The sequence below is a fragment of the Crossiella cryophila genome (assembly GCF_014204915.1).
Taxonomy (GTDB): domain Bacteria; phylum Actinomycetota; class Actinomycetes; order Mycobacteriales; family Pseudonocardiaceae; genus Crossiella; species Crossiella cryophila.
This window is the reverse complement of sequence record NZ_JACHMH010000001.1, coordinates 1,924,713-1,945,673: the sequence shown is the minus strand read 5'-3', so window position 1 is coordinate 1,945,673 and position 20,961 is coordinate 1,924,713. Positions and strand designations below refer to the sequence as shown.

Here is a 20,961-nt window from a genome sequence, read left to right as displayed (position 1 = left end):
ATAGACAGTGGGGCCGCACCGGATCATCGGTGCGGCCCCACTGTTGTGCTCATGCCTGGAGCGCGGCGTAACCGGGCTTGATCACATCGTTGATGATCGCCAGGCGCTCGTCGAAGCCGATGAAGGCGGACTTCATCGCGTTGACGGTGAACCACTGCAGGTCGGCCCAGCCGTAGCCGAATGCCTCCACCAGCGCGGCCATCTCACCGGACATCGAGCAGTGGCTCATCAGCCGGTTGTCGGTGTTGACGGTGACCCGGAAGCGCAGCCGGTGCAGCAGGCCGATCGGGTGCTCGGCGATGGAGGCCGCGGCGCCGGTCTGCAGGTTGGAGCTGGGGCACATCTCCAGCGGGATGCGGCGGTCGCGGACGTAGCTGGCGAGGCGGCCCAGGTGCACGGTGCCGTCCTCCTCCACCTTGATGTCGTCCACGATGCGCACGCCGTGGCCGAGCCGTTCGGCGCCGCAGTGCTGGATGGCCTCCCAGATCGAGGGCAGGCCGAAGGCTTCACCGGCGTGGATGGTGAAGTGCGCGTTCTGCTGGCGCAGGTACTCGAAGGCGTCCAGGTTGCGGGTGGGCGGGAAGCCCGCCTCGGGGCCCGCGATGTCGAAGCCGACCACGCCGGCGTCGCGGTAGCGCACGGCCAGTTCGGCGATCTCCAGCGAGCGGGCGTTCTGCCGCATGGCGCAGAGCAGCGTGCCGATCCGGACCTTCTTGCCACGCGCGGCGGCGGTGGCCTCGCCCTGCCGGAAGCCCTCCTGCACGGCTTCCACGATCTGTTCCAGGGACAGGCCGCCCTCGGTGAACAGTTCGGGGGCGTAGCGGACCTCGGCGTAGACCACACCGTCGTCGGCGAGATCCTCGGCGGCCTCGGCGGCCACCCGGATGATCGCGTCGGTGTTCTGCATGACGCCGACGGTGTGCGCGAAGGTCTCGAGGTAGCGGACCAGGGAGCCGGAGTCGGCCGCCTCGGCGAACCAGACGCCCAGTTCCTCGGCGTCGGTGGTGGGCAGGTTGGCGTAGCCGCCGGCGTCGGCCAGGTCGATCACGGTCTGCGGTCGCAAGCCGCCATCGAGGTGGTCGTGCAGCAGCACCTTGGGTGCGGTGCGGATGGTTTCCAGAGTCACCGGGGTTGACATGGCGACACGGTACCCGTGCTCGACCGGCGTGTTGGCAAGCCGTTCCGGAGAGCACCCGCTATGATCATTTGACCTGTACGACGAGTGGCAAGTCCACTCTGTCGGATGGTTCTTTGATGTTCTCGCGGCTCCTTCGCCACGGAACGTCGATCATGGTCGGGGAAGCAAGTAGCTCGAATGGGGAACGCGGTTCTGCGCTGATCAACCACTGAAGATCAAACCACTGGCGTTTCCTGCAGCCAGTCACCCGAATGGCGTACTCCTAGCCAACTTTCACCGAAGTTCGGCCGGGGGTCGGTGACCAACAACTCGGGCGACTGGCTAGAGTCGCGTCCGTCGGTCCCCTCCCTTCGACGAAGGTCCCTGCCGTGAGCGAGAACAACCACTCCACAATGTCTTTCGATCGGATGCGCAACACGCTGATCCGCGCAGCCGAGATCCGTGAGAGCGAACAGCAGCAGATCTTCGACGCGCTGGACGAGATCCACGCTCGACTCTCGCCGCTGGAATCGCTCGGCTCGGTGCGCAAGCGCCTCTCCGAGCTGCCCGACCGCACCGAGGTCAGCGTGCTGGCCGAGCGCCTGGACGAGACCCTCGCCCGGCTGGAGGCCCAGGACGGCGCGATCGCCGGGCTCGGCCGCGCGGTGGAGAGCCTGGTCGACAAGCTGGCCAAGCCCTTCGCCCAGCTGGACGGCCGCCTGGACGGCGTCGCGGGCCGGTTCGAGGGCGTGCAGGGCAAGATGGACGGGCTTGAGGACAAGCTCTCCAACATCCACAAGCGCCTGGACGACCTCGGCGGCAACGTCGAGCGGCACCTGGACAAGCAGGACGCCCGCCTGGAGGCACTGCCCGCCGCGATCACCAACCCGGTGCGCGAGCGCGTGGAGGCGCTGGAGACCGTGTTGCGCGGCCGGATCGACGAGGTGGACGAGGGCGTGCACGAGCACCTCGACGGCACCCGCGAGGCGCTGCAGCGCTCGCTGACCGAGAGCACCGACAGCCTGCGTGGCCTGATCTCCGAGGGCACCGACACCCTGCGCAGCTCGATCAACGACGGCACCAGCTCGCTGCGTGGCGCGATCACCGAGGGCAACAACACCCTCAAGAGCACCATCACCGAGGGCAACACCGGCCTGCGCAACACCATCGGCGACGGCAACAACAGCCTGCACAACGCGCTGGCCGCGGCCCGCGACGAGCAGAACGACAAGCTGGACGACCTGCTCGGCCGCCCCGCGGTCGACCCCACCGAGCGGCTGCAGGGCCTTGCCGACCGGCTGGAGGCGCTCAACGCCCGGCTGGAGCAGGTCGGCGGCCGGATCGACGAGGTCGAGGACAACGTCAGCGGCCGCCTCGGCGACCTGGACGGCAACGTCAAGCAGGGCCTGAACCGGGTCACCGGCGCGGTCACCGAGCGCCCGGACAACGACGCCCTGATCGGCCTGGTCCGCCAGGCCAACCAGGAGTCCGACCAGCGCCACGCCGGCCAGCTGGACGAGGCCATGGCCACCTTCGCCGAGCTGATCCTCGGCGGCGGCGCCCCCACCCCGCCCCCGCCCCCCGCGGTCATGCCCCGCCAGCAGCGCCGCAGCCGCGCCAAGAGCACCGGCAAGTCCCGCGACGCGGAGAAGTCCGTCGACCCCGATGGCGTGGACGTGGACATCGACAGCTGACGCACACCAGGACCGACCATCGCGCCCCGGGAGCCCCAGGCTCCCGGGGCGCAGTGCTGTCTGCCCTTGCCCGCCCGCGCGGGTCAAAGTCAAAAGCGAAGATCAAGGGCGTCCTCGCCGGACGGGCAGAAATCAAAGGATGGGGGGGAAAATCAAAGGCAGAGAAGAAGAGCAGTGCTCGTACGGTTCCCCCATCCCCGTCAGCCCTCCGATACCAAACCACATCCCGGGCAAGCGGCCGGTCGCGTTGGTGTTGGTTCGGCGGCGGTTTGTGTTGCGGGCCGCTTGCCCGGGATGTGGTGTGTCCTCTCCAGGCTGACGGGGATGGGGGAACCGCTCGGGGAGTGTTGAAAGCCACCCCCTCCGCCTGTTCGGGCTCCGCCCGCTCGCGGCGCGCGTGAACCGCCTAGCCGCAGCGTTCCCGGGCTACGCCCGCCTGCCTGGTTGGCGTCCCAAAACGGCCAACGTGGCGTACGACAACGGCCAACACGCCGACGGGTTTCAAGCTCTGTCGGCGTGTTGGCCGTTGTCGTACCGTGTGTTGGCCGTTCTTGTACGCCGTGTTGGCCGTTGTTGTACGGGGTGTTGGCTGTTGTGGGTCAGCCTCGGAGGGTGTCGAGGATGAGGGGCTTGGCTTCGGGGGTGGAGTCGCCGATTTGGTAGCCGCCGGTGAGGGCGGCCAGGGCTCCGGTGAAGGCTTCTGGGGTGTTGGTGTGGAGTTCCAGGAGGGGTTGGCCCTTGGTCACGTGGTCGCCGGGTTTGGCGTGGCAGAGGATGCCGGCGGCGTGCTGGACCGGGTCTTCCTTGCGGGCCCGGCCCGCGCCCAGGCGCCAGGCGGCGACGCCGACGGCGTAGGCGTCCAGGGTGGTGAGGGTGCCGGTGGCAGGGGCCTCGACCACGTGGATGTGGTTGGGCTTGGGCAGGGCGGCGTCCGGGTCGCCGTGCTGGGCCTTGATCATCCGGCACCAGGTCTCGTAGGCCTGGCCGGAGGCGAGTACGGGGGCCGGGTCGGTGTCGATGCCTGCCAGGGTGAGCATTTCCCTGGCCAGGGCCACGGTCAGCTCGGTGACGTCGGCTGGGCCGTTGCCCTGCAGGACCTCGATGGACTCCGCGACCTCCACCGCGTTGCCGACCGCGCGGCCCAGCGGGATGGACATGTCGGTGAGCAGGGCGCTGATGTTGAGGCCGTTGGCCTTGCCGATGGCTACCAGGGCCTTGGCCAGGTCGCGGGCGGCGGCCTCGGTCTTCATGAACGCGCCGGTGCCGGTCTTGACGTCCAGGACCAGGGACTGGGCGCCCTCGGCGATCTTCTTGCTCATGATCGAGCTGGCGATCAGCGGGATGGCCTCGACCGTGCCGGTGACATCGCGCAGCGCGTAGAGCTTGCGGTCGGCCGGCGCCAGGCCCTCGGTGGCCGCGCAGATGACCGCGCCGACCGAGTTGAGCTGGGCGGTGATCTCCTCGGTGGACAGGTTCGCCCGCCAGCCGGGGATGGACTCCAGCTTGTCCAGGGTGCCGCCGGTGTGGCCGAGGCCCCGGCCGGACAGCTGTGGCACGGCCGCGCCGCAGGCCGCCACCAGTGGGGCCAGCGGCAGGGTGATCTTGTCACCGACGCCGCCGGTGGAGTGCTTGTCCACCGTGGGCCGGGTGACCGCGGACAGGTCAAGGTGCTCGCCGGAGGCGACCATCGCGGCGGTCCAGCGGGCGGTCTCCTCGGCCGTCATCCCGTTCAGGAAGATGGCCATGGCCAGCGCGGACATCTGCTCGTCGGCCACCACACCCCGGGTGTAGGCGTCGATCACCCAGTCGATCTGCTCGTCGGTCAATCGATTGCGGTCGCGCTTGGCGCGGATCACGTCAATGGCGTTGTGACTCATGCTGGCGGCTCCGGCAGCTGATCGGGTCCAAAGGCATCCGGCAGGACCTCGCTCATCGGCAGGATCCCGCGCGGGGTGTCGAGCAGGCAGTCCGGACCGCCCAGCTCGTAGAGCACCTGGCGGCAGCGGCCGCACGGCATCAGCAGTTCGCCGGTGCCGCTGCGGCAGGTCACCGCGACGAACCGGCCACCGCCGGTGAGTCGCAGCTGACCGGCCATCGTGCACTCCGCGCACAGCCCGAGGCCGTAGGAGGCGTTCTCCACATTGCAGCCGGTCACGATCCGGCCGTCGTCGCAGACGGCCGCCGAGCCCACCCGCAGCCCCGAGTAGGGGCAGTAGGCGTGCCCGGCGGCCTTGACCGCGGTCTCGCGCAGCAGTTCCCAGTCCACAGTGGACATTGTCAGCCGCGCCGGTACTCGACGCCGTTCGCCGCCGGTGGGCGCAGTCGTTGCGCGGACACCGCCAGCACCACCAGCGTCACCAGGTGCGGCAGGTAGGTGGTGATCTGGCTGGGCAACTCGTTGAAGGACCAGTACACCCAGTACAGGATCAGCGCGCCGGAGACGGTCACCGCGGTGGCCACCCAGCGTCGCCGCCAGAGCTGCCAGATGACGACCACGCCCAGCGCCAGCACCGCCGCGTACAGCAGCGCGAGCACCGCGCCGCCACCGCTGCGCAGCTGCAACCCGTCGGCGTAGCCGAACAGCGCCGCGCCGCCGAGCAGGCCGGTGGGCCGCCAGTTGCCGAAGATCATCGCGGCCAGGCCGATGTAACCGCGGCCGTTCGTCTGGTTCTCCAGGTAACCCGACTGGCCAGGGTTGAGCAGCAGCGCCGCCCCGCCGAGACCGGCCAGCGCGCCGGAGACGATCACCGCGGCGTACTTGTGCAGGTAGACGTTGACGCCGAGCGACTCCGCGGCCACCGGGTTCTCGCCACAGGAGCGCAGCCGCAGGCCGAACCGGCTGCGCCAGAGCACCAGGTAGGTGATCGGCACCAGCAGGATGGCCAGCATGGTCAGCGGGGACACCCCGGTGACCAGGCCCTTGAGGATGCCCGCGACATCGGAGATGCCGACCCGCTGCTCGTTCTCCAGCTCGGCCAGCCAGTCGCCGAGCGGCTGCATGGAGAAGGTGTCGAACTTGGGCACCGGCGGTGATTCCCGCGGGTTGTGCGAGACCGGCTGGAACAGCAGCGTGGACAGGTACTTGGTCACGCCCGCGCCGAGCAGGTTGATCGCCACACCGGAGACGATGTGGTTGACCCCGAAGGTCACCGTGGCGATGGCGTGCAGCAGGCCGCCCAGCGCGCCGAAGACCGCGGCCGCGACCAGTCCGGCCCACGGGCCCCACTGGTAACCGGCCCAGGCCCCGCCCCAGGTGCCCATGATCATCATGCCTTCGAGGCCGATGTTGACCACGCCCGCGCGCTCGGCCCACAGGCCGCCGAGCCCGGCGAGCAGGATCGGCATGGCCAGCTGGACCGCGGTCTGGAAGGTGCCGGAGGAGGTCAGCTGCGGCACGCCGGTCAGGTAGGAGGCGGTGGACAGCGCGCCGATGGCCGCGGCCACCAGCAGCAGGCCGACGCTCCAGCCGGGCAGCTTGCGCTTCGGTCCCGGACCGGCCAGGAACGCCGCGCTGTCCGGGCTCTGCGGGGTGTCGACTACGGCGCTCATGCGGCCACCTCGTCCGTCGTGCCGAGCTGCTGCCCGACCTTGCGTTGTTCGGCCGCCAGGGTGATCCGCCGGACCACCTCGTAGGCCACCACCACCGACAGCACGATCGAGCCCTGCATGATGGTCACGATCTCCTTGGGCACGCCCACGTTCTCCAGCGCGACCGAGGACTTGTCCAGGAAGGCCCACAGCAGCGCGCCGAAGGCGATGCCGACCGGGTGGTTGCGGCCCAGCAGCGCCACCGCGATACCGGTGAAGCCGTAGGCGGCCGGGAAGTTCAGCGTGTAGGTGTAGTCGCGGCCGAGCAGCTCGGGCATCGCGACCAGGCCGGCGGTGGCCCCGGAGAGCAGCATCGCGACCAGGACCATCTTCTTCGCGTTGACCCCGCCCGCGGTGGCCGCGGTGGCCGACTCGCCGGAGGCGCGCAGCTCGAAGCCGAACCGGGTGCGGTTCATCAGCACCCAGTAGCCGACCCCGGCCAGCACGGCCAGCACCACCAGGCCGAAGATCGTCCCGGCGCCGCCGAGGGAGATGCCGGGCACCCAGCCGGACTCGGCCACCACCGGCGTGCCCAGGTTGTTGCCGCGCAGCTCGCCGAAGACCGACTGCTGGATCAGGTACGCGGCGATGCCGGTGGCGATCCAGTTGAGCATGATCGTGGAGATGACCTCGTTCACCCCGCGGGTGATCTTGAGGATGGCCGGGATGGCCGCCCACATCGCACCCACCAGGGCCGCCACCACCAGGATGAACAGCGTGTGCAGCACCGGCGGCAGGGCGACCGCGCCACCGGCGATCATCGCCACGATCGCGGCCAGCTTGTACTGACCCTCGACGCCGATGTTGAACAGCTTCATCTGGAAGCCGATGGCCACCGCGAGCGCGGCCAGGTAGTAGGTGCTGCCGGTGTTGACGATGTCCACCGCGGTGGTGCCCCTGCCGACCTGCGCGATCATCGCGCCGAAGGCCTCGAGCGGGTTGCCGCCGGAGATCATCAGCGCGATCGAGCACAGCAGCAGGGCCGCGATGATCGCCAGCAGCGGGGGCAGCAGGACAGCGCGGGCGTTCAGCTTCACTGCTCGGTCCCCTCGTCGATGGCGCCGGCCTCGTACTCGCAGTCGCCGGTCATGGCCGCGCCGAGGTCCTCGGGCGTCACCACGTTCGGGTCGGCGTCGGCCACCAGCCGTCCGCGCGACATGACCTTGATCGAGTCGGACAGCCCGATCAGCTCGTCCAGGTCGGCCGAGACCAGCAGCACGGCCAGGCCGTTGGCCCTGGCGGTGCGGATCTGCTCCCAGATCACCGCCTGCGCGCCCACGTCCACGCCCCGGGTCGGGTGCGAGGCGATGAGCAGCACCGGGTCGCCGGAGAGTTCACGGCCGACCACGAGCTTCTGCTGGTTGCCGCCGGAGAGCGCGGCCGCGGGCACCTCGATGCCAGGGGTGCGCACGTCGAACTGCTCGACGATCCGCCGGGTGTCCGCCCGCGCGCCCTCGATGTCCAGCCAGCGGCCGCGGACCACCGGGCGGCGGGTCTGGTAACCCAGGATGCGGTTGGCCCACAACGTCTGGGTGAGCAGCAGGCCCTGCCGGTGCCGGTCCTCGGGCACGTACCCGATGCCTGCCTCCCGCCTGGCCAGCGTCGGGGTCTTGGTGATGTCCTCGCCGCCAAGGGTGACCGAGCCGCTGTCGATCTTGCGGATGCCCATCACGGCCTCGACCAGTTCGGTCTGGCCGTTGCCCTCCACGCCCGCGATGCCCAGCACCTCGCCCGCGTGCACGGTCAGCGTGATGTGGTCCAGCAGCGGCCGCTGCCCGCCCGCGGCGCACAGCCGCACCTCGGACAGGGTGAGCACGGCGCGGTCGGTGACGGTGGACTCGCGGGTCTCCGGGCTGGGCAGCTCGCTGCCCACCATCAGCTCGCCGAGCTGGCGGGAGGTGACGGTCCTCGGGTCGGCGGTGCCGACCGTGCTGCCGCGGCGGATCACGGTGAGGCTGTCCGCGATGGCCCTGACCTCGTCCAGCTTGTGCGAGATGAACAGGAACGTGTAGCCCTGCTCGCGCATGCCGCGCAGGGTGAGGAACAGCTCCTCGACCTCCTGCGGCACCAGCACCGCGGTGGGCTCGTCCAGGATGACGATCCGCGCGCCGCGGTAGAGGACCTTGAGGATCTCCACCCGCTGCCGGTCGGCCACGCCGAGGTGCTCCACCGGCAGGTCCGGGCTGACGTGCAACCCGGTCTGCTTGGCCAGTTCGGCGATCCGCTTGCGTGCCTTGGACCCGATGCCGTGCAGCGCCTCCGCGCCCAGCACCACGTTCTCCAGCACGGTGAGGTTGTCGGCGAGCATGAAGTGCTGGTGCACCATGCCGATGCCGGCCTTGATCGCATCCGATGGCGAGCGGAAGTGCACCTGCTCGCCGTTGACCTCGATCATGCCCTCATCGGGCTGCTGCATGCCGTAGAGGATCTTCATCAGCGTGGACTTGCCAGCGCCGTTCTCCCCGCACAGCGCGTGCACCTCGCCGTGCGCCACGGTCAGGTGCACGTCGGAGTTGGCGATCACGCCGGGGAAGCGTTTGGTGATGCCGGTGAGCCGGACCGCGGGGCGCGAGTGCTGGGCGGCATCGAGGGAACTGCTCATCGTCGAGTTCTCCCGGTGGGTGGCGGCTAACACGCGATGGGCCCGGAGCCTCGCCCCGGGCCCATCGCGTGTTGATGCTTGCTCAGCTGCTCGGCTTGTCCGAGACCTTGATCTGGCCGGAGACGATCGCGGCCTTGTAGGCGTCCACAGTGGACTTGATGTCGTCGACCTTGCCGCCGCTGGTGGCGTAACCGACGCCGTCGACGCTGAGGTCGAAGGACTTCGGCAGCGTGCTCAGGTCGTTCTTGGCGGCCGCGGCGATGTAGTCGTAGACGGCCACGTCGACCCGCTTGAGCACCGAGGAGATGATGATGTCCTTGGACTCGGCCACGGTGGTCTGCTTGTACTGGTCGGAGTCCACGCCGATGGCCAGCGCGCCGCGGGCCTTGGCGGCGTTGAACACGCCCTTACCGGAGGCGCCGGCCGCGTGGTAGAGCACGTCCGCGCCGCCGTCGATCAGACCGTCCGAGGCGACCTTGCCCTTGGTCGGGTCGTTGAAGCCGGAGACGTCACCCGCGGGGGTGAGGTACTTCTTCTCGATCTTGATGTTCGGCGCGGCCGCCTTGGCGCCCGCGTAGAAGCCCGCCTCGAACTTCTGGATCAGCGGCACGTTCACGCCGCCGACGAAGCCGACTGAGCATTTCTTGCTCTTGTACGCGGCGATCACCCCGGCCAGGAAGGAGCCCTGCTCCTCGGCGAAGACCAGCGGGGTGACGTTCTTGGCGCCGTCCACGCCCGCGTCCACGATGGCGAAGCGGGTGTTCGGGAACTGCGCGGCCACCACCTTGAGCGCGTCGGCGTAGGCGAAGCCGACCGCGACCACCGGGTTGAAGCCCTCGCTGGCCAGCTGGCGCAGGCGGCTGGCCTTGACGTCCTCGGTGTCACCGGCGGCCGCCGACGCCTCCTTGACGTTGCTCTTCTGCACGCCCAGCTCGGCGATCGCGCGGTCGATGCCCGCGGCGGCCGCGTCGTTGAACGAGGCGTCGCCCCGGCCGCCGATGTCGTAGGTCAGACCCACCTTGAGCGCCTTGGCGTCGGGCTTGGTCCCGGTGGTGCTGCTGCTGGTCGAACCGGCCTGCACGGTGGGCGGGGTGGCCTTCTGGCACTCGGCCCCGGCGGCGTTGCCGCCCGGGGTCGTCCCGCTGTCCTTCGCGCACGCGACCAGCGACAGGACGCTGGTGATCGCGACCGCGGCCACCGCGGCGTTTCGCATCCGACGCACGGCTCTCGTCTCCTTCACATGGCCTCACCGAGCTACCTCACGGCCGCCCGGCACAACCCCCGGCTCCATCGACGGGGGCTTCTACAAACGCCGAACCGTACCCGCCGGTATGGCGTACTCCGCAGGCAGTCTGCCGTACGTGACCGAATTGTTGGCCGCTCCATCCACAGGCCGCCCCCGTTCGCGCCGAAGTTCGCGCGCGCGGGTTACGCGCGTGTTGCGTCGCGTGCGCGAGTCCCCCTGGAGGCTGTCTCGTCGATCACAGCGGGCGACGCCAAGTGGGTCGACCGGCGCCTACACGGCTAGCATCCCGTGGGTCAAGGCCCCGGCTGCCCGAACACCGGTGCCAGAGATCCAGCAATGACGTTGGAGGCCGTCCACCATGGCCAGCACAGAGGCCGCGGCGACGCAGCAGCAGCGGGGTTCCCGCGGCGGCGGCAAGCTGTACCGGGGAGACCTGGGCATGTGGTCGTGGGTCGCCCACCGGATCACCGGGGTGCTCACGTTCTTCTTCCTGTTCGTGCACGTCCTGGACACCGCGCTGGTGCGGGTGTCGCCGGAGGCGTACGACAAGGTCATCGCGACCTACAAGGAACCGTTCTTCGTCCTGTTCGAGCTGGGCCTGGTGGCCGCGGTGCTCTTCCACGCGCTCAACGGCATCCGCGTCATGCTGGTGGACTTCTGGGGCAAGGGCCCGCGATTCCAGCGTCCGATGATGTGGACCGTGCTGGTGATCTGGGCCGCGCTGATGATCCCCGGCTCGTACCACCTGCTCGCCAAGGCGTACAGCATGTTGATGGGCGGGATGTGACATGAGCGAAGCGACCCTCAACGCGCCCGACCTGGCGCCGCCGCGGCATCCGCGCCGCCGGGCCGCCCGCCGGAGCAACTTCGAGCTGGCCAGCTGGCTGTTCATGCGCCTGTCCGGCCTGGTGCTGGTGTTCCTGGTGCTCGGCCACCTGCTGATCATGCTGTACCTGGACGGCGGTGTGCACAAGGTCAACTTCGCCTTCGTGGCCGGCCGCTGGGCCTCGCCGTTCTGGCAGTTCTGGGACCTGTCCATGCTGTGGCTGGCCATGATCCACGGCGGCAACGGGATGCGCACGATCATCAATGACTACTCGCGCAAGGACAGCACCCGGTTCTGGCTGACCACGCTGCTGTACGTGTCCGTGATCCTGACAGTCGCGCTCGGCACGTTCGTGATCTTCACCTTCACCCCGAACTTCGGCTGAGCGAGGCTCCCACCATGCAGTTCCACAAGTACGACGTCATCATCGTCGGCGCTGGTGGCGCCGGGATGCGGGCCGCGATCGAGTCCGGCCAGCGCGCCCGCACCGCGGTGCTCACCAAGCTCTACCCGACCCGGTCGCACACCGGCGCGGCCCAGGGCGGCATGTGCGCCGCGCTGGCCAACGTCGAGGAGGACAACTGGGAGTGGCACACCTTCGACACGGTCAAGGGTGGCGACTACCTGGTTGACCAGGACGCCGCGGAGATCATGGCCAAGGAGGCCATCGACGCGGTGCTCGACCTGGAGAAGATGGGCCTGCCGTTCAACCGCACGCCCGAGGGCAAGATCGACCAGCGCCGGTTCGGCGGGCACACCCGCAACCACGGCGAGGCCGCCGTGCGCCGGGCCTGCTACGCCGCCGACCGCACCGGTCACATGATCCTGCAGACGCTGTACCAGAACTGCGTCAAGCACGGCATCGAGTTCTTCAACGAGTACTACGTGCTCGACATCTGCCTGACCGAGACCGACAACGGCCCGGTCTGCACCGGCGCGGTCGCCCTTGAGCTGGCCACCGGCGAGATCCACGTCTTCCAGGCCAAGGCGGTCGTGTTCGCCTCCGGCGGGTTCGGCAAGGTCTTCAAGACCACCTCGAACGCGCACACCCTCACCGGTGACGGCATGGGCATCGTCTTCCGCAAGGGCCTGCCGCTGGAGGACATGGAGTTCTACCAGTTCCACCCGACCGGCCTGGCCGGCCTGGGCATCCTGCTCACCGAGGGCGCCCGCGGTGAGGGCGGCATCCTGCGCAACTCCTCCGGCGAGCGGTTCATGGAGCGCTACGCGCCCACCATCAAGGACCTGGCGCCGCGGGACATGGTCGCCCGCGCGATGGCCACCGAGGTGCGCGAGGGCCGCGGCGCGGGCCCGCACAAGGACTACGTCTACCTCGACCTGACCCACCTGGGCGCCGAGGTGCTGGACGCGAAGCTGCCCGACATCACCGAGTTCTCCCGCACCTACCTTGGCATCGACCCGGTGACCGAGCAGGTGCCGGTGTACCCGACCGCGCACTACGCGATGGGCGGCATCCCGACCAAGATCTCCGGCGAGGTGCTGCGGGACAACGACAACGTGGTCCCCGGCCTGTACGCCGCCGGTGAGTGCGCCTGCGTGTCCGTGCACGGCGCGAACCGGCTGGGCACCAACTCGCTGCTGGACATCAACGTCTTCGGCCGCCGCGCGGGCATCGCCGCCGCGGAGTACGCCAAGACGGTCGAGCACACCGAGCTGCCGGACAACCCGGCCACGCTGGTGGAGAGCATGGTCAGCGGAATGCTGACGGCCGACGGCGGCGAGCGGGTGGCCGACATCCGCGGCGAGCTGCAGACCACGATGGACCTCAACGCGTCGGTGTACCGCACCGAGGAGACCCTCAAGCAGGCCCTGCACGACGTGCAGGCGCTCAAGGAGCGGTACGCGCGGGTGGCCATCCAGGACAAGGGCAAGCGGTTCAACACGGACCTGCTGGAAGCGATCGAGCTGGGCTTCCTGCTGGAACTGGCCGAGGTGCTGGTGCAGGGCGCGATCAACCGCAAGGAGTCCCGCGGCGGGCACGCCCGCGAGGACTACCAGCAGCGCGACGATGTGAACTTCCTGCGGCACACCATGGCCTACAAGCACGGTGAGGGCCTGGCCGCGGACATCCGCCTGGACTACAAGCCCGTCACCATCACCCGTTACCAGCCGATGGAGCGCAAGTACTGATGACCGCGACTGCGCAGGCCCCCGCGGCTGGTTCCCGCGGCGCCCTTCCCCCCGCCCCCGAGGGGTCCACGCTCGTCACCGTCCGGATCCGGCGTTTCACCCCGGAGACCGACGCGGAGCCGCGCTGGGAGTCCTTCTCGGTGCCCGCACTGCCCACTGATCGAGTGCTCAACCTGCTGCACTACGTGAAGTGGTACGTCGACGGCTCGCTGACCTTCCGCCGCTCCTGCGCGCACGGTGTGTGTGGCTCGGACGCGATGCGGATCAACGGCGTGAACCGACTGGCCTGCAAGGTCCTGGTCAAGGACCTGATGGCGAAGAAGGGCAAGCCGACCACGATCACCCTGGAGCCGATCAAGGGCCTACAGGCCGAGAAGGACCTCCTGGTGGACATGGAGCCCTTCTTCGAGGCATTCCGGGCGGTCAAGCCGTACCTGATCAACTACGGCCAGGACCCGTCCAAGGAACGCATCCAGTCCGCGGCCGACCGCGAGCGTTTCGACGACACCACCAAGTGCATCCTGTGCGCCTGCTGCACCACGAGCTGCCCGGTGTACTGGGTGGAGGGGTCCTACTTCGGGCCCGCGGCGATCGTGAACGCGCACCGGTTCATCTTCGACAGCCGGGATGAGGCCGCTGAGGAGCGGCTGGACATCCTGAACGACGTTGATGGCGTTTGGCGCTGCCGGACGACGTTCAACTGCACGGATGCCTGCCCACGCGGGATCCAGGTGACGAAGGCGATCCAGGAAGTAAAGCGCGCACTGCTGTTCCGCCGCTGACCACAAAAGCCAAACCAACGTACGACAACGGCCAACACACCGACAGGCTTCACAAGCCCCCGGCGTGTTGGCCGTTCTTGTACGCCGTGTTGGCCGTTGTTGTACGGGTCGTTGGCCGTTATGGGACGGGGCGGGGTTTGGGGTTGGGGGTGAAACCCCACGACGAGGGTTCTCGCGTGTTCTCCGTACGGCCTGGAGCTTGCTGACCGCGCCTCACCGAGTGGCCCCTGCAACCTGCCGCCGCCTGCCCACGAATCCGCAACGGGGGCCACTCGGTGAGGTGTGGTTGGCTTGCGGAAGGCCGTGCGGAGAACACGCGAGCCCTCGGAGCCACGCTGGATCCGGCCCCGGCAGCCCAAACCCCGCCCCGCAACCTGCTCATCCCGGCTCTTGATCTGCCCTCCCCCCTCCGGTGGTCTGCCCGGCCGGCGAGGCCATCTTTTCCGCTCTTGATCTTTGCGCTGTTGGCCTCTGTTGCTGAGGTACACGAGCGACAGTCAAGGGCGTCCTCGCCGGACGGGCAGAAATCAAAGGATGGGGGGAAAATCAAAAACAAGAGCAAAGACAAAGAGCAGTGCTCGTACGGTTCCCCCATCCCCGTCAGCCCTCCGATACCAAACCACATCCCGGGCAAGCGGCCGGTTGCGGTTGGGTGGCTAGGGTTTCGCAGGTTGCGGGCCGCTTGCCCGGGATGCGGTGTGTCCTCTCCAGGCTGACGGGGATGGGGGAACCGCTCGGGGATGTTTGAAAAGCCACCCCGGCCGCCTGTGCGGGCTTCGCCCGGTCGCGGCGCGCGTGAACCGCCTAGCCGCAGCGTTCCCGGGCTTCGCCCGCTTGCCTGGTTGGCGTCCCAAAACGGCCAACGTGGCGTACAACAACGGCCAACACTCCGTACGACAACGGCCAACACGCGCGGAGGGTTGAAACCCTCGTCGGCGTGTTGGCCGTTGTTGTACGTCGGTTTGGCTGTTGTTGTACGGCTGGGTGCTGGGGTCAGCGCCAGAAGACGGCTACGCCGACGTTGAGGACGGTGAGGGCGGCCAGGGTGGGGACGAGCCAGGTGGCGATCTTCTGTTTGCTCAGGTTGGCTGCTACGACCGCGCCGATGGCGATCAGGACCAGGAGTTTGACGCCGATCTTGATGTTGTCGACGTCCTTGCCGAGCGGGTAGGCGATGCCGACCAGGGCGACCCCGGTGACCAGCTGCAACAGCACTCCGTGCAGCCAGCCCTTGTTCAGCGGGCCGTCCTTGGCCGTCTTGAGCTGGAGCAGGATCATCCCGACCAGCATCGCCATGCCGAGCAGGTGCAGGAAGATCAGGACAAGCCGCACGAACTCCACGGCGGTCTCCTTCGTGGTGGGAAGAATTCAGCAGTTCTTCAGATCAGGATGCCGTAGTCTGCCTACGTATGGCACGGAAGCCGCGCCAACCCATGACGCCGATCACAGTTCCGAGCACCAGCGACGTGATGACCAGCACCAGGTGCACGGTGAAGAAGCCGGTCGGGGAGCCGTCGGCGGCCCAGGAACGGGCGTCCCGGGAGATGTTCACCAGGAACGTCGGCCAGATCCACCAGCTCCAGAGCGCGAAGGCCAGCAGGAACAGCGAGGCGCGGCGGGACAGGGTCACCAGCGCAGTATTCCGGTGGGCCGAATACCGTTCCCGGGCTGGGGTGGCTAGCCTGCCCTTGTGCCATCTACCGCCCACCGCCCCGCAACGGCGCTGGTCGCCTCTGTCTGCGCGCTGCTGGCCGCTGCGGTGCTGAGTGCTCCGGTCGTGCTGGCCCAGCCGTCGCAGACCACGACGCCGACCTCGTCGACTCCGTCTGCCTCCTGTCAGGACCGCAGCATTCCGCCGCCCGCGGTGGACATGTCCGAGCAGCCCAAACCCGGTAAGACCGCGCCCGGCCCGCTGCCGGTCCCGGCCAAGCCGGTCGGTGGCTCGCGGCTCTACGACTGCGGCGTGATCACACCTGGTGGCGCTGCCGCCCCGCCGGGCCCGAACCTGCTCAACGCCCAGTCCTGGGTGGTCGCGGACCTGAACTCGGGCGCGATCATCGCGGCCAAGGACCCGCACGCCCGGCACCGGCCCGCCTCCATCATCAAGGTGCTCACCGCGCTGGTCGCGCTCAAGGAGCTGGACCCCTCGACGGTGATCGTCGGGGAGAAGGCGGACACCGAGCAGGAGGGCAGCAAGGTCGGGGTCGGGGTCGGCGGCAAGTACACCGTCAAGGACCTGATCACCGGCATGATGCTGGACTCGGGCAACGACGCGGCGCACGCGCTGGCCCGCAAGCTCGGCGGCGTTGACGAGACAGTGCGCAAGATGAACCAGCTCGCCCGCCAGCTCGGCGCGCTGGACACCCGCGCGGCCACCCCCTCCGGCCTGGACGGCCCCGGCATGTCCACCTCGGCCTACGACCAGGCGGTCATCTTCAAGGCCGCGCTGAAGAACCCGGAGATCGCCAAGGCGGTCGCCACCAAGTCCTTCAACTTCCCCGGCTACGGCAACAAGCCGGCCTTCAAGGTCAGCAACGACAACCAGCTGCTCGCCCTGTACACCGGCGCGCTTGGCGGCAAGACCGGCTTCACCGACGACGCCAGGCACACCTTCATCGGCGCGGCGGAGAAGGGCGGCCGCCGCCTGGTCGCGGTGCTGATCAGGGCGGAGAAGATCGGCGCCCAGTCGGTCTACACCCAGGCGGCCAAGCTGCTGGACTACGGCTTCAGCGTGAAGGCCGCTGCCGAGCCGGTCGGCCAGCTGGTGGAGCGGGCCCCCGCGGAGACTGCGGCCAGCGGTGACGGCGGTGCGGCCCAGGCCAAGCAGGACGGCAACGGCGGCATCACCGCCCCGGAGAACCCCTCAGCCGCCGCGGTCACCCCCTTCGGCAACGTGGGCCTGCCGCTGACCATCGCGGCCGGCGTGTTCGTGCTCATCTTCGCCTTCCTCTACGTCCGGAAGAAGCGGGCGAAGGCGGCCGCCAGGGCACGAGCGGCCGCCGCGGCGGTCTGAGCGGCCCGCAGCGGCGTCAACCTGACGATGCCGCCCTCCCACCGCCGGGAGGGCGGCATCGTGCTTTTCCGGGCTTCTCCGCAGCTCAGCCGGTCCGGCGAAGAAAATCCGAGAAATCTTGGCCGGGGATGTCGAGATCCCTCCTCCAGCTCCGTCCCTGCCGTGAAAGCGACCACAATGGGCCGCACCACAGCACCGAGGAGAACGACGATGGCCAAGTACCTGCTGCTCAAGCACTACCGCGGCGCCCCGGCAGCGGTGAACAACGTGCCGATGGCCGAGTGGACGCCGGAGGAGATCTCGGCCCACGTGCAGTACATGCAGGACTTCGCGGACCGGCTGAAGCAGACCGGCGAGTACGTCGACGGTCAGGCGCTGGCCCCCGAGGGCCTGTGGGTCCAGTACAACGGCGAGGGACGCCCGCCCGCCACCGACGGCCCGTTCGCCGAGACCAAGGACCTCATCGCGGGCTGGATGGTGATCGACGTCGACAGCCAGGACCGCGCCATCGAGCTGGCCGGCGAGCTGTCGGCCGCGCCGGGCGCGGGCGGGAAGCCGATCCACGAGTGGCTCGAGCTGCGCCCGTTCTACGGCGTGGCGCCCACCGTCACGGAATGACCGCCCAGCTGAACGAGGCCCTGCTCCGCGGCCTCACCCCTGGAGTGCTCGGCATCCTCGTCCGTCGCGGAGCGGATTTCGCGACGGCCGAGGATGCCGTGCAGGAGGCCCTGATCGAGGCGCTCCGGGTCTGGCCGGAAGACCAGCCGCACGATCCCAAGGGCTGGCTGGTCACGGTGGCCTGGCGCAAGTTCCTGGACGCGACCAGGGCGGAGACCGCCCGCCGCCGCCGGGAGGACCTCCTCGAGGAGGAGCCGGCGCCCGGCCCGGCGGCGGCGACGGACGACACGCTCCAGCTCTACTTCCTGTGCGCGCACCCCTCGCTGACGCCCTCCTCCGCGGTCGCGCTCACCCTGCGCGCCGTCGGTGGGCTGACCACCCGCCAGATCGCCCAGGCATACCTGGTGCCCGAGGCGACCATGGCCCAGCGGATCAGCCGGGCCAAGCGCACCGTCGGCGAGGTGCGCTTCGACCAGCCCGGTGACGTGGCCACCGTGCTGCGGGTGCTCTACCTGGTCTTCAACGAGGGCTACTCCGGCGACCTCGACCTGGCCGCCGAGGCCATCCGGCTCACCCGGCAGCTCGCGGCCGCCATCGACCACCCCGAGGCGGCCGGCCTGCTCGCGCTCATGCTGCTGCACCACGCCCGGCGCGCCGCCAGGACCACGCCCGAGGGCGAGCTGGTGCCGCTGGCCGAACAGGACCGCTCCCGGTGGGACACCGCCCTGATCGCCGAGGGCGTGCACATCCTGCAGGCGGCGCTGGCCCGCGACCGGCTGGGCGAGTTCCAGGCCCAGGCGGCCATCGCGGCCCTGCACGCCGACGCGCCGGCGGCCGCGGAGACCGACTGGGTGCAGATCGTGGAGTGGTACGACGAGCTCGCGGGGCTGACCGGCAACCCGGTGGTCCGGCTCAACCGGGCGGTGGCCGTCGGCGAGGCGGACGGACCGCGGGCCGGGCTGGCGGCACTGGCCAAGCTGGACAGCTCGCTGCCGCGCTACACCGCGGTGGCGGCCTACCTGCACGAGCGCGACGGCGATCTGGCCACCGCGGCCCGGCTCTACGCCGAGGCGGCCCAGCAGGCGAGCAACCTCGCCGAGGTCGCCCACCTGACCCGCCAGGCCGCCCGGCTCAACGCCAGTCGCTGACCGGTCCTTCCCGGCCCGTTCAGTCCCGCCGGGACCGGAACAGCCCGCGCAGCAGCAGTCCGAGGACCGCGCCGATGCCCAGCAGGGCCGCGGTCTGCCGGGGCGCCGGGCCCTCGCGCAGCTCGACCACCGGCCGGATCACCGCGGGTGGCGGCGGCTGGATCGGCTCCACGGCCAGGTTGTCCCGCGCGGTGGCGGTCCAGGCGGTGACGAAGAGCAGGAAGCGGGAGACCAGGTAGACGAAGACCAGCAGACCCAGCAGTGAGCCGAAGGCCGCGCCTGCCGGGCTGGCGCTGATGCTGCGCAGGTAGATGCCGCCGACCTGCTTGAGCAGCTCGAAACCGACGGCCGCGGCCAGCGCGCCCTTGAGCGCGCTGCGGGCGCTGACCCGCTGGCGCGGCAGCCAGGCCAGCACCCAGAGGAACACGCCGAAGTTGGCCGCCACCGACAGCAGCACGGCCAGTCCGATGAACAGCACCCTTGGCAGGCCCTGGTTGTGCAGGCCGACGAGTTCGAGCAGGTCCTCGGCGAAGCCCTGGGCCAGCGTGGTCAGCCCGAAGCTGACCAGCAGCGCCAGGCCGAGGCCGATCAGGGACAGGAAGTCGACCAGGTAGGTGCGCAGCAGCGGCAGCTCCTCGCGGGCCTGGCCCCACTGCGCGGTGATCGCGTCGCGCAGGTTGGTCATCCAGCCGATGCCGGAGTACAGCGCGATGGCCAGACCGGTGATGCCGACCGCGTACCGCTGCTCGATGGCCTGGTTGACCGCCTTGCCCAGGGTGTCGCTCAGGCCCTTGTCCGGTACCGCGGCGGCCAGTTCGGCCCTGGCCTGGTCCAGCAGCTCGGTGTTGCCGGAGAGCACCAGGCCGGCCACCGCGAAGGCGACCATGAGCACCGGCACCAGCGAGAGCACGCTGAAGTAGGTGATCGCGGCCGCGTAGTGGTCGCCGTAGCGCTCCTGGTAGCGCCCGCCTGCCCGGACGAGGTGGTCCAGCCAGGGGAAACGCTGCCGCTGCCTGGCGAACCAGGACGGCTTCTCGGTGCTCACCCCGGAACGCTAACCGGGGTGAGCCGCCATCCGCCTGATCAACTCACCCGCACGGCGCAGTCAGCAGCCGTCAGCCGCCGTGCGGCAGGAAGCCGATCTTCTTGTAGACCTTGGCCAGCGTGCGCGCGGCCACGTGCCTGGCCCGCTCCGCGCCGCGCTGCATGATCTTGTCCAGCTCGGCCTTGTCGTCCAGGTAGGACTTGACCTTGTCCTGGATCGGGGTGACCCACTCGATCACGACCTCGCCGAGGTCCTTCTTGAAGTCCCCGTAGCCCTGCCCGGCGTACTGCGTCTCCAGCTCGGCAACGGTCTTGCCGGTGAGCGAGGAGTAGATGGTGAGCAGGTTGGAGATGCCCGCCTTGTGCTCGGCGTCGAAGCGGATCTCCCGCTCGGTGTCGGTGACCGCGGAGCGGATCTTCTTCGCCGAGGCCTTCGGGTCGGCCAGCAGCTCGATCATGCCCGCCGGGACCGACTTGCTCATCTTGGCCGCCGGGTCCTGCAGGTCGTAGATCTTGGCCGTGCCCTTGACGATGTGCGCCTCGGGCAGGGTGAAGGTGGGGCTGTACCGGGAGTTGAACCGGTTGGCCAGATCGCGGGTCAGCTCCAGGTGCTGGCGCTGGTCCTCACCGACCGGGACCCGGTTGGCCTGGTACAGCAGGATGTCCGCGGCCTGCAGGATCGGGTAGGTGAACAGCCCGACGCTGACGTGCTCGGCGGCCTGGCGGGCCGACTTGTCCTTGAACTGGGTCATCCGCCCGGCCTCGCCGAAGCCGGTCAGGCACTGCATCACCCAGCCGAGCTGGGCGTGCTCGGGCACGTGGCTCTGCACGAACAGGGTGGAGCGCTCCGGGTCGATGCCCAGCGCGAGCAGCTGGGCCACCGAGACCCTGGTGCGCTGGCGCAGTTCGGCCGGGTTCTGCTCGACGGTGATCGCGTGCAGGTCGACAACGCAGTAGAAGGCGTCGTGGTCGTCCTGGAGGGCCACCCACTGCCGCAGCGCACCGAGATAGTTGCCGAGGTGGAAGGAGTCGGCGGTGGGCTGGATCCCGGAGAGCACCCGCGGACGGGGCTCAGTAACCGGAGTGGACGCGTCACTTGGCACGCCCGCGATTCTCGCAGGTGCCGTGACGG

19 protein-coding genes are annotated in these 20,961 nt (G+C 69.4%); 8 read left to right on the top strand and 11 right to left on the bottom strand.

What is annotated here, in order from left to right:
* Positions 1-49 precede the first annotated feature (49 nt).
* Positions 50-1,138 (bottom strand): adenosine deaminase, encoded by a 1,089-nt coding sequence (locus tag HNR67_RS09135; protein ID WP_185001630.1) that lies wholly within the window; start codon positions 1,136-1,138, stop codon positions 50-52.
* Between the two features lie 407 nt (positions 1,139-1,545).
* On the opposite strand from HNR67_RS09135, the gene HNR67_RS09130 reads away from it, so the two are divergent.
* Positions 1,546-2,811: an apolipoprotein A1/A4/E family protein gene (locus tag HNR67_RS09130; RefSeq protein WP_246493015.1), complete on the top strand. Its 1,266-nt coding sequence runs from the start codon at positions 1,546-1,548 to the stop codon at positions 2,809-2,811.
* Between the two features lie 599 nt (positions 2,812-3,410).
* On the opposite strand, the gene HNR67_RS09125 is transcribed toward HNR67_RS09130, so the two are convergent.
* The 6 genes from HNR67_RS09125 to HNR67_RS09100 form a co-directional block, all read right to left on the bottom strand.
* A complete protein-coding gene (locus HNR67_RS09125; protein ID WP_185001628.1) occupies positions 3,411-4,688 on the bottom strand; it encodes a thymidine phosphorylase in 1,278 nt (425 codons plus the stop codon).
* Positions 4,685-5,086 (bottom strand): cytidine deaminase, encoded by a 402-nt coding sequence (locus HNR67_RS09120; protein WP_185001627.1) that lies wholly within the window; start codon positions 5,084-5,086, stop codon positions 4,685-4,687. The genes HNR67_RS09125 and HNR67_RS09120 overlap by 4 nt, the downstream gene beginning before the upstream one ends.
* 2 nt (positions 5,087-5,088) lie before the next feature.
* A complete protein-coding gene (locus HNR67_RS09115) occupies positions 5,089-6,360 on the bottom strand; it encodes an ABC transporter permease (RefSeq protein ID WP_185001626.1) in 1,272 nt (423 codons plus the stop codon).
* The gene (locus HNR67_RS09110) at positions 6,357-7,430 is read right to left on the bottom strand and encodes an ABC transporter permease (RefSeq protein WP_246493014.1); all 1,074 of its coding nucleotides are present in this window, start codon (positions 7,428-7,430) and stop codon (positions 6,357-6,359) included. The genes HNR67_RS09115 and HNR67_RS09110 overlap by 4 nt, the downstream gene beginning before the upstream one ends.
* Positions 7,431-7,432: 2 nt before the next feature.
* Positions 7,433-9,001 carry an ABC transporter ATP-binding protein gene (locus HNR67_RS09105; RefSeq protein ID WP_185001625.1) on the bottom strand — a complete coding sequence of 523 codons (1,569 nt, stop codon included), beginning with the start codon at positions 8,999-9,001 and terminating at the stop codon, positions 7,433-7,435.
* An 82-nt stretch (positions 9,002-9,083) separates the two neighbouring features.
* Positions 9,084-10,214: a BMP family lipoprotein gene (locus tag HNR67_RS09100; protein WP_185010385.1), complete on the bottom strand. Its 1,131-nt coding sequence runs from the start codon at positions 10,212-10,214 to the stop codon at positions 9,084-9,086.
* Between the two features lie 391 nt (positions 10,215-10,605).
* Here HNR67_RS09100 and sdhC point away from each other — a divergent pair, with 391 nt between their 5' ends.
* Genes sdhC through HNR67_RS09080 form a run of 4 tightly spaced genes read left to right on the top strand, consistent with a single transcriptional unit; the run spans position 10,606 to position 14,006 of the window.
* Positions 10,606-11,034: a succinate dehydrogenase, cytochrome b556 subunit gene (gene sdhC, locus HNR67_RS09095; RefSeq protein ID WP_185001624.1), complete on the top strand. Its 429-nt coding sequence runs from the start codon at positions 10,606-10,608 to the stop codon at positions 11,032-11,034.
* A 1-nt stretch (position 11,035) separates the two neighbouring features.
* On the top strand, positions 11,036-11,458 hold the full coding sequence (locus HNR67_RS09090) for a succinate dehydrogenase hydrophobic membrane anchor subunit (RefSeq protein ID WP_185001623.1): 423 nt from the start codon (positions 11,036-11,038) through the stop codon (positions 11,456-11,458).
* Positions 11,459-11,472: 14 nt separating this feature from the next.
* Positions 11,473-13,224 (top strand): succinate dehydrogenase flavoprotein subunit, encoded by a 1,752-nt coding sequence (gene sdhA, locus HNR67_RS09085; protein ID WP_185001622.1) that lies wholly within the window; start codon positions 11,473-11,475, stop codon positions 13,222-13,224.
* The gene (locus HNR67_RS09080) at positions 13,224-14,006 is read left to right on the top strand and encodes a succinate dehydrogenase iron-sulfur subunit (RefSeq protein ID WP_185001621.1); all 783 of its coding nucleotides are present in this window, start codon (positions 13,224-13,226) and stop codon (positions 14,004-14,006) included. Before sdhA ends, HNR67_RS09080 begins: the two co-directional genes overlap by 1 nt.
* Before the next feature lie 993 nt (positions 14,007-14,999).
* Here HNR67_RS09080 and HNR67_RS09075 read toward each other — a convergent pair.
* The gene (locus HNR67_RS09075) at positions 15,000-15,347 is read right to left on the bottom strand and encodes a hypothetical protein (protein WP_185001620.1); all 348 of its coding nucleotides are present in this window, start codon (positions 15,345-15,347) and stop codon (positions 15,000-15,002) included.
* 43 nt (positions 15,348-15,390) lie between these two features.
* Positions 15,391-15,636, bottom strand: a complete 246-nt coding sequence (locus tag HNR67_RS09070) for an SCO4848 family membrane protein (RefSeq protein ID WP_185001619.1) — start codon at positions 15,634-15,636, stop codon at positions 15,391-15,393.
* 60 nt (positions 15,637-15,696) lie between these two features.
* Here HNR67_RS09070 and HNR67_RS09065 point away from each other — a divergent pair, with 60 nt between their 5' ends.
* The 3 genes from HNR67_RS09065 to HNR67_RS09055 all read left to right on the top strand — a co-directional run bounded on the left by HNR67_RS09065 (position 15,697) and on the right by HNR67_RS09055 (position 18,785).
* Positions 15,697-17,019: a D-alanyl-D-alanine carboxypeptidase family protein gene (locus HNR67_RS09065; protein WP_312986835.1), complete on the top strand. Its 1,323-nt coding sequence runs from the start codon at positions 15,697-15,699 to the stop codon at positions 17,017-17,019.
* A 210-nt stretch (positions 17,020-17,229) separates the two neighbouring features.
* Complete coding sequence (locus HNR67_RS09060) at positions 17,230-17,637, top strand: YciI family protein (RefSeq protein WP_185001618.1); 408 nt, start codon at positions 17,230-17,232, stop codon at positions 17,635-17,637.
* Positions 17,634-18,785, top strand: a complete 1,152-nt coding sequence (locus HNR67_RS09055) for an RNA polymerase sigma factor (protein ID WP_185001617.1) — start codon at positions 17,634-17,636, stop codon at positions 18,783-18,785. The genes HNR67_RS09060 and HNR67_RS09055 overlap by 4 nt, the downstream gene beginning before the upstream one ends.
* 19 nt (positions 18,786-18,804) lie before the next feature.
* Here HNR67_RS09055 and yhjD read toward each other — a convergent pair whose 3' ends face one another.
* Together yhjD and trpS are read right to left on the bottom strand one after the other, a co-directional pair.
* On the bottom strand, positions 18,805-19,830 hold the full coding sequence (yhjD, locus tag HNR67_RS09050; protein ID WP_185001616.1) for an inner membrane protein YhjD: 1,026 nt from the start codon (positions 19,828-19,830) through the stop codon (positions 18,805-18,807).
* 70 nt (positions 19,831-19,900) lie between these two features.
* Positions 19,901-20,932 (bottom strand): tryptophan--tRNA ligase, encoded by a 1,032-nt coding sequence (trpS, locus tag HNR67_RS09045; protein ID WP_312986830.1) that lies wholly within the window; start codon positions 20,930-20,932, stop codon positions 19,901-19,903.
* Positions 20,933-20,961 lie beyond the last annotated feature (29 nt).

Coding starts and splice junctions, on each gene's coding strand:
- HNR67_RS09115 (WP_185001626.1), bottom strand. CDS start 6,360: ATGAGCGCCGTAGTCGACACCCCGCAGAGCCCGGACAGCGCGGCGTTC.
- HNR67_RS09120 (WP_185001627.1), bottom strand. CDS start 5,086: ATGTCCACTGTGGACTGGGAACTGCTGCGCGAGACCGCGGTCAAGGCC.
- HNR67_RS09100 (WP_185010385.1), bottom strand. CDS start 10,214: ATGCGAAACGCCGCGGTGGCCGCGGTCGCGATCACCAGCGTCCTGTCG.
- HNR67_RS09055 (WP_185001617.1), top strand. CDS start 17,634: ATGACCGCCCAGCTGAACGAGGCCCTGCTCCGCGGCCTCACCCCTGGA.
- HNR67_RS09080 (WP_185001621.1), top strand. CDS start 13,224: ATGACCGCGACTGCGCAGGCCCCCGCGGCTGGTTCCCGCGGCGCCCTT.
- HNR67_RS09090 (WP_185001623.1), top strand. CDS start 11,036: ATGAGCGAAGCGACCCTCAACGCGCCCGACCTGGCGCCGCCGCGGCAT.
- HNR67_RS09125 (WP_185001628.1), bottom strand. CDS start 4,688: ATGAGTCACAACGCCATTGACGTGATCCGCGCCAAGCGCGACCGCAAT.
- sdhC (WP_185001624.1), top strand. CDS start 10,606: ATGGCCAGCACAGAGGCCGCGGCGACGCAGCAGCAGCGGGGTTCCCGC.
- HNR67_RS09060 (WP_185001618.1), top strand. CDS start 17,230: ATGGCCAAGTACCTGCTGCTCAAGCACTACCGCGGCGCCCCGGCAGCG.
- HNR67_RS09105 (WP_185001625.1), bottom strand. CDS start 9,001: ATGAGCAGTTCCCTCGATGCCGCCCAGCACTCGCGCCCCGCGGTCCGG.
- HNR67_RS09130 (WP_246493015.1), top strand. CDS start 1,546: ATGCGCAACACGCTGATCCGCGCAGCCGAGATCCGTGAGAGCGAACAG.
- sdhA (WP_185001622.1), top strand. CDS start 11,473: ATGCAGTTCCACAAGTACGACGTCATCATCGTCGGCGCTGGTGGCGCC.
- HNR67_RS09135 (WP_185001630.1), bottom strand. CDS start 1,138: ATGTCAACCCCGGTGACTCTGGAAACCATCCGCACCGCACCCAAGGTG.